At 65.7% G+C, this 15,561-nt stretch carries 15 protein-coding genes; 7 read left to right on the top strand and 8 right to left on the bottom strand.

Annotation, left to right across the window (positions count from 1 at the left end; genetic code table 11):
• From KSS95_RS20440 to KSS95_RS20430, 3 genes are all read right to left on the bottom strand, one after another.
• Positions 1-393 carry an SH3 domain-containing protein gene (locus KSS95_RS20440; RefSeq protein WP_217849126.1) on the bottom strand — a complete coding sequence of 131 codons (393 nt, stop codon included), beginning with the start codon at positions 391-393 and terminating at the stop codon, positions 1-3.
• A gap of 212 nt (positions 394-605) precedes the next feature.
• A complete protein-coding gene (locus tag KSS95_RS20435; protein ID WP_217849124.1) occupies positions 606-905 on the bottom strand; it encodes a YciI family protein in 300 nt (99 codons plus the stop codon).
• 1 nt (position 906) lies between these two features.
• On the bottom strand, positions 907-1,503 hold the full coding sequence (locus KSS95_RS20430) for a septation protein A (RefSeq protein WP_134690939.1): 597 nt from the start codon (positions 1,501-1,503) through the stop codon (positions 907-909).
• Positions 1,504-1,570: 67 nt separating this feature from the next.
• Here KSS95_RS20430 and KSS95_RS20425 point away from each other — a divergent pair, with 67 nt between their 5' ends.
• The 6 genes from KSS95_RS20425 (at position 1,571) to KSS95_RS20400 (ending at position 8,144) form a co-directional block, all read left to right on the top strand.
• Entirely contained in the window at positions 1,571-2,431 is an 861-nt protein-coding gene (locus tag KSS95_RS20425; RefSeq protein WP_217849122.1) for a PHP domain-containing protein, read from the top strand.
• 13 nt (positions 2,432-2,444) lie between these two features.
• Entirely contained in the window at positions 2,445-3,074 is a 630-nt protein-coding gene (locus KSS95_RS20420) for an L-threonylcarbamoyladenylate synthase (RefSeq protein WP_217849120.1), read from the top strand.
• On the top strand, positions 3,071-3,898 hold the full coding sequence (locus KSS95_RS20415) for a segregation and condensation protein A (protein WP_496198556.1): 828 nt from the start codon (positions 3,071-3,073) through the stop codon (positions 3,896-3,898). Before KSS95_RS20420 ends, KSS95_RS20415 begins: the two co-directional genes overlap by 4 nt.
• Positions 3,899-3,909: 11 nt before the next feature.
• Complete coding sequence (gene scpB, locus KSS95_RS20410; protein ID WP_217849119.1) at positions 3,910-4,668, top strand: SMC-Scp complex subunit ScpB; 759 nt, start codon at positions 3,910-3,912, stop codon at positions 4,666-4,668.
• A 128-nt stretch (positions 4,669-4,796) separates the two neighbouring features.
• Positions 4,797-5,867 (top strand): 23S rRNA pseudouridine(2605) synthase RluB, encoded by a 1,071-nt coding sequence (gene rluB, locus KSS95_RS20405; protein ID WP_217849117.1) that lies wholly within the window; start codon positions 4,797-4,799, stop codon positions 5,865-5,867.
• Between the two features lie 858 nt (positions 5,868-6,725).
• Complete coding sequence (locus KSS95_RS20400; protein WP_217849115.1) at positions 6,726-8,144, top strand: amino acid permease; 1,419 nt, start codon at positions 6,726-6,728, stop codon at positions 8,142-8,144.
• A gap of 79 nt (positions 8,145-8,223) precedes the next feature.
• Here the strand turns inward: KSS95_RS20400 and KSS95_RS20395 are convergent, their stop codons facing one another.
• Positions 8,224-9,105 (bottom strand): LysR substrate-binding domain-containing protein, encoded by an 882-nt coding sequence (locus KSS95_RS20395; protein WP_217849113.1) that lies wholly within the window; start codon positions 9,103-9,105, stop codon positions 8,224-8,226.
• A 161-nt stretch (positions 9,106-9,266) separates the two neighbouring features.
• Between KSS95_RS20395 and ydiJ the strand changes: the two genes are divergently transcribed.
• Complete coding sequence (gene ydiJ, locus KSS95_RS20390) at positions 9,267-12,287, top strand: D-2-hydroxyglutarate dehydrogenase YdiJ (RefSeq protein ID WP_217849112.1); 3,021 nt, start codon at positions 9,267-9,269, stop codon at positions 12,285-12,287.
• A 58-nt stretch (positions 12,288-12,345) separates the two neighbouring features.
• Here ydiJ and KSS95_RS20385 read toward each other — a convergent pair whose 3' ends face one another.
• The 4 genes from KSS95_RS20385 to KSS95_RS20375 form a co-directional block, all read right to left on the bottom strand.
• Positions 12,346-13,533, bottom strand: a complete 1,188-nt coding sequence (locus KSS95_RS20385; RefSeq protein WP_217849110.1) for an MFS transporter — start codon at positions 13,531-13,533, stop codon at positions 12,346-12,348.
• A 101-nt stretch (positions 13,534-13,634) separates the two neighbouring features.
• Positions 13,635-13,763 (bottom strand): hypothetical protein, encoded by a 129-nt coding sequence (locus KSS95_RS24650; RefSeq protein ID WP_263974800.1) that lies wholly within the window; start codon positions 13,761-13,763, stop codon positions 13,635-13,637.
• 243 nt (positions 13,764-14,006) lie between these two features.
• Positions 14,007-15,203 (bottom strand): amino acid aminotransferase, encoded by a 1,197-nt coding sequence (locus KSS95_RS20380; RefSeq protein ID WP_217849108.1) that lies wholly within the window; start codon positions 15,201-15,203, stop codon positions 14,007-14,009.
• Positions 15,200-15,556: a 4a-hydroxytetrahydrobiopterin dehydratase gene (locus KSS95_RS20375; protein WP_062574779.1), complete on the bottom strand. Its 357-nt coding sequence runs from the start codon at positions 15,554-15,556 to the stop codon at positions 15,200-15,202. Before KSS95_RS20375 ends, KSS95_RS20380 begins: the two co-directional genes overlap by 4 nt.
• Between the last annotated feature and the right edge of the window lie 5 nt (positions 15,557-15,561).

The following is a 15,561-nucleotide window of genomic DNA, read 5'->3' as shown; positions in this document are numbered from 1 at the left end:
TCAATTCAACCATTGACGGCGTCTTCTGTGTCCGCCGCTGGCTAAGATACCGCAGACAGCCGACAACAGTGCAACGACCGAGCCGATCAGGAACCATTGCTGCTGGTCGGTCAACAGGTGTCGGGGCGCACTGGCGCCGGCTTGCAGCTCCTTGATCGCCAGCTTCAGGCGCTGGTTGTCCTGGCGCAGGCGGCTGAGCTGGGCGCTCTCGCGCTCGCTGTCCTGGCGCTGCAGTTGCAGGTTCAGCGCGTCGCGCTGCTTCTCGCTTTCTTCCAGGCGCTGCTGCAGCTCGGTGATCCGCGCCCCGGCTTCCAGCGACAACGGCTGCTCGGCCGCGGCGAAAGGGGACAGCAGCAACAGGCAAAGCAACAGGGACATCGGACCTTGACGCATTGGAACTCCTGATTCGAATCGATTCAGGAGGTTGTCGGCCGGTTGTCGGGATTTATGAGTTGGAACGCCGAGCGCGTCTTTGTGGGAGCGGCCTGGTGTCGCGAAAGGGGCGCAAAGCGCCCCCGGAACCCGCGTTGACAACTCAATGGCCAAGGCCGCTGCGCAGCCCATTCGCGACGCAAGGCCGCTCCCACAGGGGCACGATTTCGAGGTTACGGCAGGACTTGCTTGAACGGCTTGACCACCACCTTGTCGTACACGCCCGCGGCGAGGTAGGGGTCGGCATCGGCCCAGGCTTGGGCGGCGGCCAGCGAGTCGAACTCGGCGACGATCAGGCTGCCGCTGAAACCGGCGGCGCCAGGGTCGTTGCTGTCGATGGCCGGGTGCGGCCCGGCCAGTACCACGCGGCCTTCGGCCTTGAGCTGCTGCAGGCGCTCGATGTGCGCCGGGCGGGCGGCCAGGCGTTTGTCCAGGGAGTTTTCCACGTCGCTGGCGATGATGGCGTAGAGCATGTCAGTCCTTGGGTTTGGAGGTGGAAGGGTCGGCGTCGTGCAGGTGGCGCGAAAGGTAGACACCCTGGGCCACCAGGAAGATCACGGTCATGCCCAGGCTGCCGAACACCTTGAAGTCGACCCAGATGTCCTGGAAGGTGAAGGCGACGAACAGGTTGGCCGCGCCGCACACCAGGAAGAAACCGATCCAGGCCAGGTTCAGGCGCGTCCAGATGGCCTCCGGCAGGCTCAGGGCGTGGCCCATGATGCGCTTGATCAGCACCCGGTCGCCGATGAAGTGGCTGCCGGCGAAGGCCAGGGCGAACAACCAGTTGACCACCGGCGCCTTCCACTTGAGGAAGGTCTCGCTGTGGAAGGCCAGGGTCAGGCCGCCGAACACCAGGCAGGCCACCAGGGTCAGCAACTGGCCTTTTTCCAGCTTGCCGTGGCGCAGGAACAGCGCGCCATAAACCACCAGGGAACTGACGATGAGCATCGCCGTGGCGCTGTAGATACCGCCGAATTCGAAGCCGTGGCCGGCGATTTCGACGGGGCGCGGGTCGAGTTTGTAGACGATGAAGAACAGCAGCAGCGGGATGAAATCGATGAATTGTTTCACAGTGGCAGCCAGAAGCGGGATGTGACGGCATAATAACAAACATCGATTCCAGCGAAAGCGCTCCTCCATGAATGTTGATCTGCACTGCCACAGCACGGCCTCCGACGGCGCCCTGTCGCCCACGGCACTGGTGGCCCGGGCCCATGAGCACGGGGTGCGCACGCTGTCGCTCACCGACCACGACACCATCGACGGCCTGCCCGAGGCGCGCCAGGCCTGCGCCGAACGGGGCATGGGCTGGGTCAGCGGCGTGGAGCTGTCCTGCACCTGGGGCGGCGCCACCATTCATGTGCTGGGTTATGACTTCCCCCTCGATGCCGCGCCATTGCTCGAGGCGATCGACGGCCTGCACCGTGGCCGCTGGCTGCGCGCCGAGGAGATCGACCGCAAGCTGGCGGCCAAGGGCATGCCGGGCGCGCTGCAAGGCGCGCGGGCGGTGCAGCAGGAACTGGGCGACAGCGGCAATGCCCCGGCGCGACCGCATTTTGCCGAGTTCCTGGTGCGCGCCGGCTTCGTCAAGGACCGCGGCGAGGCGTTTCGCAAGTGGCTGGGCGCCGGCAAGCTGGGCGACGTCAAGCTGCACTGGCCGACCCTCGAGGAAACTGTCGCCACCCTGCGCGAGTCCAACGCCTGGGTGAGCCTGGCTCATCCCATGCACTACGATCTGACCCGCAGCAAGCGCAGACGGCTGATTGCCGACTATATTCAGGCTGGAGGGCAGGCACTGGAAGTGGTCAATGGGATGATGCCGCCCGAGCAGGTGGGAACGCTGTCCATCCTCACCCGTGAGTTCGGCCTGCTGGCAAGTGCCGGCAGCGATTTCCACGGCCCCGGCACCTGGGGCGAGATCGGTGCCTACCGGCCATTGCCCGAGGACCTGCCACCCCTGTGGCGCCGATTCCGACATGAACAGCCTATGGCGGTATGAACAGGACGACTACGTGAGCCAATTTTTCCAGATTCATCCGGAGAACCCGCAGGCGCGCCTGATCAAGCAGGCCGTGGAGATCATCCGCAAGGGTGGCGTGGTGGTCTACCCGACCGACTCGGCCTACGCGCTGGGCTGCCAGATCGGCAACAAGGCGGCCATCGAGCGGGTCCGCAAGCTGCGGGGCCTGGACAAGACCCACAACTTCACCCTGATGTGCTGCGACATGTCCCAGCTGGGTTTGTACGCCAAGGTCGATACCGGCACCTTCCGCCTGCTCAAGGCCCATGTGCCCGGGCCCTACACCTTCATTCTCAACGGTACCCGCGAGGTGCCGCGCCTGCTGCTGCACGAGAAGCGCCGCACCATCGGCCTGCGCGTGCCGAGGCATGCAATCACCTTGGCGCTGCTCGCAGAGCTTGGCGAGCCGCTGATGAGCGTCAGCCTGATCCTGCCGGGCTTTGATGAGCCGATGGTCGACCCTTACGAGATCCGCCAGCGCCTGGAGCACCACGTCGACCTGATCATCGACGGCGGCTTCGGTGACCTCAAGGCGTCCACCATCATCGACCTGTCCGGTGACGAACCGGAACTGATTCGCGAAGGCTGCGGCGACCCCACGCCGTTCCTGGTCAACGCGTGAGCCAGCTGGAAGCGCCCGAGGCGCCGGCCCTGGAGGCCGAAGCGCCGCAACAGCTGCAACTGGCCCTGGTCTACGGCGAAGCCCTGACCGAACTGCCGCTGGACCTGTATATCCCGCCGGACGCCCTGGAAGTGATCCTGGAGGCCTTCGAAGGCCCGCTGGACCTGCTGCTGTACCTGATTCGCAAGCAGAACATCGACATTCTCGACATCCCCGTGGCAGAGATCACCCGCCAGTACATGGGCTACGTCGAGCTGATGAAGAGCGTGCGCCTGGAGCTGGCCGCCGAGTACCTGGTGATGGCCGCGATGCTGGCCGAGATCAAGTCGCGCATGCTGCTGCCGCGCTCCAGCGAGGTCGAGGAAGAAGAGGGCGATCCGCGCGCCGAGCTGATTCGTCGCTTGCAGGAGTACGAGCGCTTCAAGGCCGCCGCCGAGGGCATCGACGAACTGCCCCGGGTCGGTCGCGATGTCGTGGTGCCGCGCCTGGAAGCGCCCCAGGCCAAGGTGCGCAAGCTGTTGCCGGAGGTAGCGCTGGAGGAGATCCTGCTGTCGATGGCCGAGGTCATGCGCCGCAACGACCTGTTCGAGAGCCACCAGATCACCCGCGAGGTGCTGTCGACCCGCGAGCGCATGAGCGACGTGCTCGAGCGCCTCAAGGGCGGTGGCTTCGTGCCCTTCGTCGAGCTGTTCAGCGCCGAGGAGGGCAAGCTCGGCGTGGTGGTGACCTTCATGGCGATTCTCGAGCTGGTGAAGGAATCGCTGATCGAACTGGTGCAAAATGAGCCTTTCGCCCCGATCCACGTCCGCGCGCGGGCAGAGTGACCTGACGACCGATGAACCTGAACGAACCCCGCGAACTGGCTTCGCTGATCGAGGCTTTCCTGCTCGCCTCGGGCAAGCCGCAATCCCTCGAGCGCCTGTACGAGCTGTTCGAGGAGGCCGAGCGCCCGGCGCCCGGCGTTTTCAAGAAAGCCCTCGAGGTGCTTGGCAAGTCCTGCGCCGGGCGCGCGTTCGAACTCAAGGAGGTGGCCAGCGGCTATCGCCTGCAGATTCGCGAGGACTACGCGCCCTGGGTTGGCCGCCTGTGGGAAGAGCGTCCCCAGCGTTATTCGCGGGCGCTGCTCGAGACCATGGCGCTGATCGCCTACCGCCAGCCCATCACCCGTGGCGAGATCGAGGACGTGCGCGGCGTGGCGGTGAACAGCAACATCATCAAGACGCTGATGGAGCGTGAGTGGATCCGTATCGTCGGTTACCGCGAGGTGCCGGGGCGCCCGGCGATGTTCGCCACCACCAAGGCGTTTCTCGATCACTTCAACCTCAAGAGCCTCGACGAGCTGCCGGCCTTGGCCGAACTGCGCGAGATGGAACTGGAGCCTGAACTTGACCCGGACGAGGCGCCGGTACCGGCGCACTTGCAGGCCTTGGCCGACGCCAGCCTGGGCGAGGAGGGCGAAGAACAGGGGCCCAAGGACGAGACCAGCTTCCGCTCGCTGCTGGTGGAACTGGATGCCATGGAAGACGGGCTCAAGACCGATTTCGATGATTTGCGCGATGAGGCGCAGGCGCCTGAGGCCGAGCCGAAGGTCTAGTGGGGTCGCCACCTTTGGGCGGAATCTGCAGGCAGGGCACGAAAAACCTTCTACCCTCCAGATGCGTTAACCCGCCGAACCGCGTATGATGCGCGCCCGCTTTCACTACTACACCGGGAGGTGCCCAGATGAGTGACCAAGATCTGCAAGACCAACAACCCACCCCGCCGTCCGGCGAAAAGCTGCAGAAGGTGCTGGCGCGCATTGGCGTCGGTTCGCGCCGTGACGTCGAGGCCTGGATCAGCCAGGGTCGTATCAAGGTCAACGGCGTCGAGGCCACCCTCGGCCTGCGCGTCGACCTGCACGACGCCATCACCGTCGATGGCAAGCTGATCAAGCGCGTGGAGGCCGCCGAGGCCACCCGCCGGGTGATCATGTACAACAAGCCCGACGGCGAAATCTGCACCCGCGACGACCCGGAAGGCCGCCCGACCGTGTTCGACCGCCTGCCGCGTCCGAAAGAGGGGCGCTGGATCAACATCGGTCGCCTGGACATCAACACCACCGGCCTGCTGTTGTTCACCACCGATGGCGAGCTGGCCAACCGCCTCATGCACCCATCCTACGAGATGGACCGCGAGTACGCGGTGCGGGTGCGTGGCGAGGTCGACGACGACATGGTCGATCGCCTCAAGGCTGGGGTGATGCTCGAGGACGGCCCGGCCAAGTTCACCGACATCCAGAAGGCACCGGGCGGTGAAGGTTTCAACCACTGGTACCACTGCGTGGTGATGGAAGGCCGCAACCGTGAGGTGCGGCGCCTGTGGGAGTCCCAGGGCGTGGTGGTCAGCCGCCTGAAACGCGTGCGTTTCGGCCCGGTGTTCCTCAACTCCGACCTGCCGATGGGCCGCTGGCGCGAAATGAGCCAGGGCGAGATCGACATCCTGGCCGCCGAAGTCGGCCTGCAGCCGGTGGCGCTGCCAGAGATGAAGCTCAAGGCCAAGGACAAGCTCGAGCGCCTGCAGCGCAAGTCGACCCGTCCGCTGGGCCGTGGCGAGCGTGTGCGCAGCCTGCGCCCGGCTGCCGAAGGCCAGGGCGAGCGCCCGGCCCGTGCGCCGCGTGAAGACGCCGCGCCGCGCAAGGGTGGTCGCGGCAGCGCGGTGGCCGAGCGGCCGAGCGAGATGCGCAAGCGCCCGGCGCGCCCTGATGGCGATAAGCCGGCGGGGCGTGGCCGTGGGCGCGAGAAGCCGCGCGGCTGATCGGTCTCGGTGTTGCCAGAGCCAGCCTTCGGGCTGGCTTTTTTGTGCGCGAGTGTGTGGTCTTCCCTGGCTTCGTAGGCGCCAGCCGTGCTGGCGAAACAGGCGCCGCGCAGGATGGCACCGGCCATGCCGGTGTTCGCCGGCAAAGCCGGCTCCTACGCCGATTACGGCCTGCAACACCCGTAGGCGCCAGCCTTGCTGGCGAAACAGGCGCTGCGGGGGATGGCACCGGCCATGCCGGTGTTCGCTGGCAAGCCGGCTGCTACACGCCCAGGGGCTGAAACTGGCTCAAGTCTCTGATCAAAAAGAAATTTCCCTGAGGCGTGTAAACTTTTTTTACCGTATTGTAAAAAAATCGTTACGAATATGACTGATTTCCAAGGTCTCTCCATTTCGCGTAACAAAAATTTGCCGAATATCCCGCCCCAGAGCCTGTGCGCTACCCGCAGCCCCCTTCCCAAACCTGCGTTCAACCGTTGAGATAGCGCCATTGCGTGTACAAAGCCAGGCAGGATCGCCAGGCACCAAGAACAACAAACAAATGGAGGCGTCATGCGCGCCGATCACTTCGCCTTTTTAGGCTCTCTCCCCGGGACCGCTGCGTTTTTTCCACAGGAAACGATGCAACGCGTTGACGCCTGCGCGTTTGCAGGGGTATACAATGCGCCGCGTTTTACCTGTGACTCCCTTGCGTACCGCGCACGCTTGCTGACACCCGGTTGATCCGCCCCTGGCCGCCAAGGCCCTGTGCGACCTCCTGTCACAAGTACCAAGGTAACCACCTTGCCCATTCCGCTGCGCCACGAGCGCGGTGGGTCCGATTCCGTCACAGATAAAAACAAGCAGGTGACTTCGTTCATGAGTGGACATAATTCACAGTCTGGTGAACTCAAGCGTGGCTTGAAGAACCGTCATATCCAGCTGATCGCCCTAGGCGGCGCCATCGGCACCGGATTGTTCCTGGGCTCCGCCGGCGTGATGAAATCCGCCGGGCCTTCGATGATCCTCGGCTATGCCATCTGCGGCTTCATTGCCTTCATGATCATGCGCCAGCTCGGCGAAATGATCGTCGAGGAGCCGGTGGCCGGCTCCTTCAGCCATTTCGCCCACAAGTACTGGGGCGGCTTCGCCGGCTTCCTGTCGGGCTGGAACTGCTGGGTGCTGTACATCCTGGTGGGCATGTCGGAACTGTCGGCGGTGGGCAAGTACGTGCACTACTGGTGGCCGGAAATCCCGACCTGGGTCACCGCGGCAGCGTTCTTCCTGCTGATCAACGCCATCAACCTGATGAACGTGAAGTTCTTCGGCGAGGCCGAGTTCTGGTTCGCCATCATCAAGGTGGTGGCCATCGTCAGCATGATCGGCCTGGGGGCCTACCTGCTGACCAGCGGCAGCGGCGGCCCGGACGCGACCGTGGCCAACCTGTGGTCGCATGGCGGCTTCTTCCCCAACGGCATCAGCGGCCTGGTGATGGCCTTGGCGTTCATCATGTTCTCCTTCGGTGGCCTGGAAATGCTCGGTTTCACCGCCGCTGAGGCCGACAAGCCAAAGACCGTGATCCCCAAGGCGATCAACCAGGTCATCTACCGCATCCTGATCTTCTATGTCGGTGCCCTGGTGGTGCTGCTGTCGCTGACCCCATGGGATACCCTGGTGGCGAGCATCGACGCCTCCGGCGGCAGCTATGGCAGCAGCCCGTTCGTCCAGGTGTTCTCGCTGCTGGGCAGCGATGTCGCCGCGCACCTGCTGAACTTCGTGGTGCTGACCGCGGCGCTGTCGGTCTACAACAGCGGCACCTACTGCAACGCCCGCATGCTGCTGGGCATGGCTGAGCAAGGTGATGCCCCGGCGGCCCTGGCCAAGGTCGATCATCGTGGCGTGCCGGTGCGCTCGATCCTGGTGTCGGCGGCGGTGACCCTGATTGCGGTGCTGCTCAACTACCTGATGCCGCAGAACGCACTGGAGTTGCTGATGTCGCTGGTGGTGGCAACCCTGGTGATCAACTGGGCGATGATCAGCTACTCGCACCTGAAGTTCCGCCAACACTTGGACCGTACTGGCCAGAAGCCGCTGTTCAAGGCGCTGTGGTACCCCTACGGCAACTACCTGGTCCTGGCGTTCGTGGTGCTGATCCTGGGTATCATGCTGCAGATTCCGGGCATTCAGGTATCGGTGTACGCGATGCCGGTCTGGCTGGTGGTGATGTACCTGGCCTACCAGCTCAAGAGCAAGCGCGGGCCGCAGGCCAATGGCGCGGCCGGTAGCATCGCCAAGTAAGCGATCGCTGCTTGAAAAGCCCGATGCCAGGTGACTGGCATCGGGCTTTTTATTGGGCCTTGGTCCCGCGCTGGCGTGTTCATATCTGTTCGAGCAGCCAGCTTCGAAACGCCCTTAAAGAAGGCAGGGCCTCGTTGCGCGGTGGGTAGATCAGGTAGTAGCTGCGCTGGCTGGCAAATGGCGCTCCGGGGCTGAACAGTTCGCCACTGGCCAGCTCCTCCGCCACCAGGATGCGCGGCACCAGGCCAATGCCGATGCCGGCGCGCACGGCCTGGATCAGGTGCGAGGTCAGTTCGAAGCTCGGCCCCAGGCGCATGGCGCGGTGGGGCAGGGCGTGGTGGGAGAACCACTCGCCCCAGGCGTGGGGGTTGTTGGCGACGTTGAGCAGGACCTCGCCACTGATCCGCGTCGGGCTCCATGGGCCATCGTCACGGCCCTGTGGCGGCAGGATCACCACCAGCTCCTCGGCATGCAGGCGATGGCAGACCAGCCCGGGCAGGTCATGGCTGGCCACGCCGATGGCAGCGTCGATCTGGCTGGTGTCGAAGTTGATCGCTTCGATGCGTGAATGGATATGCACCAGCATGCCGGGATGCGCGCCGTAGAAGGTATGCAGGCGCGGCAGCAACCACTTCGAGCCGAAGGTCGGCAGCGTCGCCAGGCGCAGGGTGCCGACCCCGGACTGATAGGCCAGGGCCTGCAGGGTGGCGCTGCGAATACGCCCCAGGGCTTCGCTGAGTTCGCGCTGGTACAGGCGCCCGACATCGGTCAGTTGCACCTGGCGGCCCTCGCGGCGGAACAGCGTCAGCCCGAGCTGTTGCTCCAGCGCCTGCACCTGGCGGCTCACCGCGCTCTGGGTCAGCGACAGCTCGGCGGCGGCGCGGGTATAGCTTTCATGCCGGGCGGCGGCCTCGAAGGCCAGCAGCAGTGACATCGACGGGGTGAGGTGGCGGTAATTCATTCATAAAGCTCATCGATAGCGGCGGGAATATCCGTTTGCCCCTGGCGCAAAACTACAGGAACATGGGCGCATTCGTCATGCGGTATGGATCACTCATACCGTAGTTGCAGGAAACGCAACATCTCGTGAATTAGCCAATATCGAATAGAGGCCATCCTTCGATGATCGCCCAGCTGCCGCCCCGCGCGCCTGCCGCCCAGTACCCCGAATTCCTCGAAGCCCTGAAGCTCAGCGGCTTCCGTGGCCAGATCAGCGCCGACTACGGCACCCGCACGGTGCTGGCCACCGACAACTCGATCTACCAGCGCCTGCCCCAGGCAGCGGTGTTCCCGCTGGATGCCGAGGATGTGGCGCGGGTCGCCACGCTGATGGCCGAGACGCGCTTTCGTGACATCAAGCTCACCCCGCGCGGCGGTGGCACCGGCACCAATGGCCAGTCGCTGACCGACGGCATTGTCGTCGACCTGTCGCGGCACATGAACAACATCCTCGAAATCAACCTCGAGCAGCGCTGGGTACGGGTCCAGGCCGGGGTGGTCAAGGACCAGCTCAACGCCGCGCTCAAGCCCCACGGGCTGTTCTTCGCCCCGGAACTGTCCACCTCCAACCGCGCAACCGTAGGCGGCATGATCAACACCGACGCCAGCGGCCAGGGCAGTTGCACCTACGGCAAGACCCGCGATCACGTGCTCGAGCTGCACAGCGTGCTGCTCGGTGGCGAGCGCCTGCACAGCCTGGCGCTCGACGATGCGGCGCTGGAGCAGGCCTGTGCCGCGCCGGGCCGGGCCGGTGCGGTGTACCGCATGGCCCGCGAGATCCAGCAGACCCAGGGCGAACTGATCGAAAGCACCTTCCCCAAGCTCAACCGCTGCCTGACCGGCTACGACCTGGCGCACCTGCGCGACGAGCAGGGCCGTTTCAACCTCAACAGTGTGCTGTGTGGCGCCGAGGGCTCGCTGGGGTACCTGGTCGAGGCCAAGCTCAATGTGCTGCCGATCCCCAAGTATGCGGTGCTGGTCAATGTGCGTTACACCAGCTTCATGGATGCCCTGCGCGATGCCAATGCGCTGATGGCGCTCAAGCCGCTGTCGATCGAGACGGTGGATTCCAAGGTGCTGATGCTGGCGATGCAGGACATTGTCTGGCACAGCGTCGCCGAATACTTCCCCGCCGACCCCGGACGGCCGACCCTGGGCATCAACCTGGTGGAGTTCTGCGGCGACGAACCGGCCGAGGTCAACGCCCGGGTGCAGGCCTTCATCGATCATCTGCAGCGCGACACCAGCGTCGAGCGCCTGGGCCATACCCTGGCCGAAGGTGCCGAGGCCGTGACCCGCGTCTACACCATGCGCAAGCGCTCGGTGGGGCTGCTGGGCAACGTCGAGGGCGAGGTGCGGCCGCAACCCTTCGTCGAGGACACGGCGGTGCCGCCAGAGCAACTGGCTGACTACATCGCCGACTTCCGCGCCTTGCTCGACGGTTACGGCCTGGCCTACGGCATGTTTGGCCATGTCGATGCCGGCGTGTTGCACGTGCGCCCGGCCCTGGACATGAAGGACCCGGCCCAGGCGGCGCTGGTCAAGCCGATCTCCGATGCCGTGGCGGCGCTGACCAAACGCTACGGCGGCCTGCTGTGGGGTGAGCACGGCAAGGGGCTGCGCTCGGAATACGTGCCGGAATACTTCGGCGAGCTGTACCCGGCGTTGCAACGCCTGAAAGGCGCCTTCGACCCGCACAACCAGCTCAACCCTGGCAAGATCTGCACCCCGCCTGACAGTGCCGAGGGCCTGACTGCGGTGGACGGCGTGACCTTGCGCGGCGACCTCGACCGCACCATCGACGAGCGGGTGTGGCAGGACTTCGCCAGCGCCGTGTACTGCAATGGCAATGGCGCCTGCTACAACTACGACCCTAACGATGCCATGTGCCCATCGTGGAAGGCGACCCGCGAACGCCAGCACTCGCCCAAGGGCCGTGCCTCGCTGATCCGTGAATGGCTGCGCCTGCAGGGCGAGGCCAATATCGACGTGCTTGCCGCCGCCCAGCGCCGGGCTTCCTGGCTCAAGGGGCTGCCTGCCAGGCTGCGCAACAGCCGGGCGCAACAGCGAGGGCAGGCAGACTTCTCCCATGAGGTGTACGACGCCATGGCCGGCTGCCTGGCGTGCAAGTCGTGCGCGGGGCAGTGCCCGATCAAGGTCAATGTGCCGGATTTCCGTTCGCGCTTCCTTGAGCTGTACCACGGCCGTTACCAGCGCCCGCTGCGCGACTACCTGATCGGCTCGCTGGAGTTCAGCATCCCTTACCTGGCCCATGCGCCGGGGCTGTACAACGCGGTGATGGGCTCGAAGTGGGTGAGCCGCTTGCTGGCTGAGCGGGTCGGCATGGTCGACAGCCCACTGATCAGCCGCTTCAACTTCCAGTCCACCCTGACGCGTTGCCGGGTCCAGGTGGCCAGCGTACCGGCCCTGCGCGAGCTGACCCCGGCGCAGCGCGAACGCAGCATCGTGCTGGTGCAGGACGCCTTCACCCGTTACTTCGAAACGCCACTGCTGGCCGCGTTCATCGAGCTGGCCCATCGCCTGGGGCACAAGGTCTTCCTTGCCCCGTACAGCGCCAATGGCAAGCCGCTGCATGTACAGGGGTTCCTTGGCGCCTTCGCCAAGGCGGCGATCCGCAACGCGACCCAACTCAAGGCCCTGGCCGATTGCGGCGTGCCGCTGGTGGGGCTGGACCCGGCGATGACCCTGGTCTATCGCCAGGAGTACCAGAAGGTCGAGGGGCTGGACGGTTGCCCGCAGGTACTGCTGCCCCAGGAGTGGCTGATGGAGGTGCTGCCCGAGCAAGCCGCAGTCAACGCCGGCCCGTTCCGCCTGATGGCCCACTGCACCGAGAAGACCAATGTGCCTGCGAGTACCCGGCAGTGGGAGCAGGTGTTCGCGCGCCTGGGCCTGAAGCTGGTCACCGAGGCCACCGGTTGCTGCGGCATGTCCGGCACCTATGGGCACGAGGCGCGCAACCAGGCGACCTCGAAGACCATTTTCGAGCAGTCCTGGGCGAGCAAGCTGGACAAGAGCGGGGAGGCGCTGGCGACCGGTTATTCGTGCCGTAGCCAGGTCAAGCGCATGACCGAAAAGCAGTTGCGCCATCCGCTGGAGGTGGTGCTGCAATACGTACAGCGTTGACGGCGGGTTCGCCGGCAAGCCGGCTCCTGCATAGGAGCCGGCTTGCCGGTGAATGGGTTCAGGCCCTGCGCAAGCCTTGCGCCTGGCGGTACAGGTACAGGCACAGTATCAGCCCGCATCCCGCTGCCGCCGCCGCGAACAGGAACATCGAGGCAAAGCCGAAGCCCGCCGCCACGGCGCCCACCAGGGGCCCGGTGATCCCCAGCGACAGGTCGATGAACAACGAATACGCGCCCACCGCCGCGCCGCGGTTGGCCGCCGACACCTGGTTCACCGCCTCTACCCCGAGCGCCGGGAACACCAGCGAGAATCCGAACCCGCTCAACGCCGCGCCCGCCAGGGCCAGCCCCGCGTTGGGGGCCAGCCATAGCATCAGCAGCCCCAGGGTTTCCACCGACAGGCAAGCGATCGCCACGCGAAAACCGCCAATGCGGTTGATCAGGTTGCCGAACAGCAACCGTGCGCAGATGAAACTGGCGCCGAACAGGCTCAGGGTGAGTGCGGCGTTGGGCCAGGCACGGCTGGCGTAGTACAGGGTGATGAAGGTGGCGATGGTGCCGAAACCGATCGAGCCCAGTGCCAGCCCGCAACCATGGGGGAACACCTTGCCCAGCACCCGCAGGAACGGCAGGCGCACCCCGGCGACCACTGCTGCGGCGCGCTTGGGCCAGGCCAGCAGCAGGCCGAGCACGCCGAGCAGGATGATGCTCGCACCCATGCTCCACAGCCCCAGGCTCTTGACCATCAGCACCCCCAGGGGCGCGCCGATGGCCAGGGCGCCGTAGCTGGCGATACCGTTCCAGGAGATCACCTTGGCCGTGTTCTGCGCGCCGACCCGGCCAATGCCCCAGCCGATCGAGCCCGAGCCCACCAGGCTTTCCGCGCTGCCCAGCACCAGCCGTCCGACCAGCAGGCAGGCAAGGCTCAGCCAGGGCCAGGGCGTGAGGAAGTGGCAGGCCAGCATGAACACGCCGCTCAGGCCGCAGCCGGCCAGGCCCCACATCACCGCCCGCTTGCTGCCCAGGTTGTCGATGATGCGGCTGGCGGTGGGGCGGCTGAGCAAGGTGGCCAGGTATTGGACGCTGATCACCAGGCCGGCGACCACGGCGCTGAAGCCCAGGTCGTTGTGCACGTAGCCGGGCAGCACGGCCAGGGGGATGCCGATGTTCAGGTAGCCGATGAAGGTGAAGAGGACGATGGAGACGACTTGCAGGGTGACCGCAAGGGGGCGCGGTGAATCGGGCATGAGGGCCTTCGGCGGGTAGTGGCTTCTGGACGGTGTGAAAACGTGATGACGGGGAAGCTCCCGCAGGTCAGCCGTTTTCACACTGTCGGATGGTGCGCGGGTTATTCCTGGTCGGCGCTGGATTGATCGTCACCGTCCTGTTCGACGGCGGGCGTCGGTTCGGCGTGGGCGGCAACGGATTGCTCTTCGGGGTTCAGGCTTGGGAAGGGAAGATTCGGGATTTCATGCATCTCGTCGTTCCTCGCAAGTGTGAGTGAAAAGGCGGCGCCATGGCGCGTGTGAGGCTTCGAAAAGCTGGGGCAGGATACAGCAGTCTGGATGACAGTTTGAGAATTTTCCGCCGCGCTTATCGGTTTTTCCGGGCGGCTATCGGCCAGCAGGCGTGTCAGGGGGGGGGGCGGCGTGTGGGTGGGCCTGCCCCACGATAGTGCTATCGCGGGGCACGCCCACCGCCACGCCGGGTCGACCGGGTTTCAGCGGCAGACGTCGGCGATGGCCGCGGCCAGCTGCTCCAGGCGCTGGGCATCGGCCCCGGCGATGTTCGCCCGGCCAGTGCCGACCATGTACACGCTGTGCCGCTCACGCAGCTGGCGCACCTGCTCCGGGTTCAGCCCGGTGTAGGAGAACATGCCGCGTTGCGCGCCGATGTGCGCGAAGCGCTCGGCCAGGCCGTGGGGCGCCAGGGCCTCGACCAGCCCCAGGCGCAGTTCGGCGATGCGCTGGCGCATGGCGTCGACCTCTTCGACCCACAGCGCCTTGAGCGCCGGATCGCCGAGGATCTCGGCGACCACCGCAGCGCCGTGGTCTGGCGGCGTCGACCACAGGTTGCGGGCGAGCAGGGCCAGTTGGCTGCGCACGTCCTGCAGCTTTTCGCTGTCGTGGCAGCACACCAGCAGGGCGCCGGTGCGGTCGCGGTACAGGCCGAAGTTCTTCGAGCATGAACTGGTGATCAGCAGCTCCGGCAGTTCGGCGGCGAACAGCCGCACCGCCCAGGCGTCTTGCTCCAGGCCATCGCCGAAGCCCTGGTAGGCGAAGTCGATCAGTGGCAGCAGGTTGCGCCGCTTGACGATCTCCAGCACCGCGCGCCAGTGGTCCTGGCCGAGGTCGAAGCCAGTGGGGTTGTGGCAGCAGGCGTGCAGCAACACCACGTCGCCTTGCGGCGCCTGCTCCAGGGCGGCGAGCATGCCGGTGACATCCAGGCGGTTGTCGGCGCCCACATAGGGGTAGTGCGACACCTGCAAGCCGGCCCCGGCAAAGATCGTCTCGTGGATTGGCCAGGTCGGGTCGCTCAGCCACAGGCCACGGCCTGGCAGGCAGTTGGCGATGAACTCCGCCGCCAGGCGCAGGGCGCCGGTGCCGCCCGGGGTCTGGGTGGCGCCGGCGCGCTGGGTGGCGAGCAGCGGCGAAGCGCTGCCCAGTACCAGTTCGCTGACCAGGCGGCCGAAGGCCGCGTCGCCATGGCCGCCGACGTAGCTCTTGCTGGCCTGGCGCTCGACCAGGCGTTGCTCGGCCTGCTTGACCGCCGCGGGAATCGGCGTCAGGCCCTGGGCGTCCTTGAACACGCCGACGCCCAGGTCGAACTTGGCTGGGTTGGCGTCGCGGGCGTAGGCCTCCATCAGGCCGAGGATCGGGTCGCCGGGGACCCGGCCGATGGCCGCGAAGTGCATCACTTGCGCCCTTCGGCGGTCTTGGCGACCTCGTCGGTGCGTGCGCACATGATGAAGTCGTTGCGGTGCAGGCCCTTGATCGAGTGGCTCCACCAGGTCACGGTGACCTTGCCCCACTCGGTCAGCAGGCCCGGGTGGTGGCCTTCGGCCTCGGCGATCTCGCCGATGGCGTTGGTGAAGGCCAGGGCGTGCTTGAAGTTCTTGAACAGGAACACGCGCTCGAGTTCCATGTGGCCGTCGCGCACCTCGATGTTCCAGTCCGGGATCTCGCGGATCAGTACCGCCAGTTCCTCGTCGGTGACTTTTGGCGCATCGGCGCGGCAGGCTTCGCAGTGGGCTTGGTTCAAGGCATTCATGGGTG

This window comes from Pseudomonas muyukensis, from assembly GCF_019139535.1.
Lineage (GTDB): Bacteria > Pseudomonadota > Gammaproteobacteria > Pseudomonadales > Pseudomonadaceae > Aquipseudomonas > Aquipseudomonas muyukensis.
Note: the sequence above shows the minus strand (reverse complement) of the source record. Positions and strands in the feature narration are given on the sequence as shown.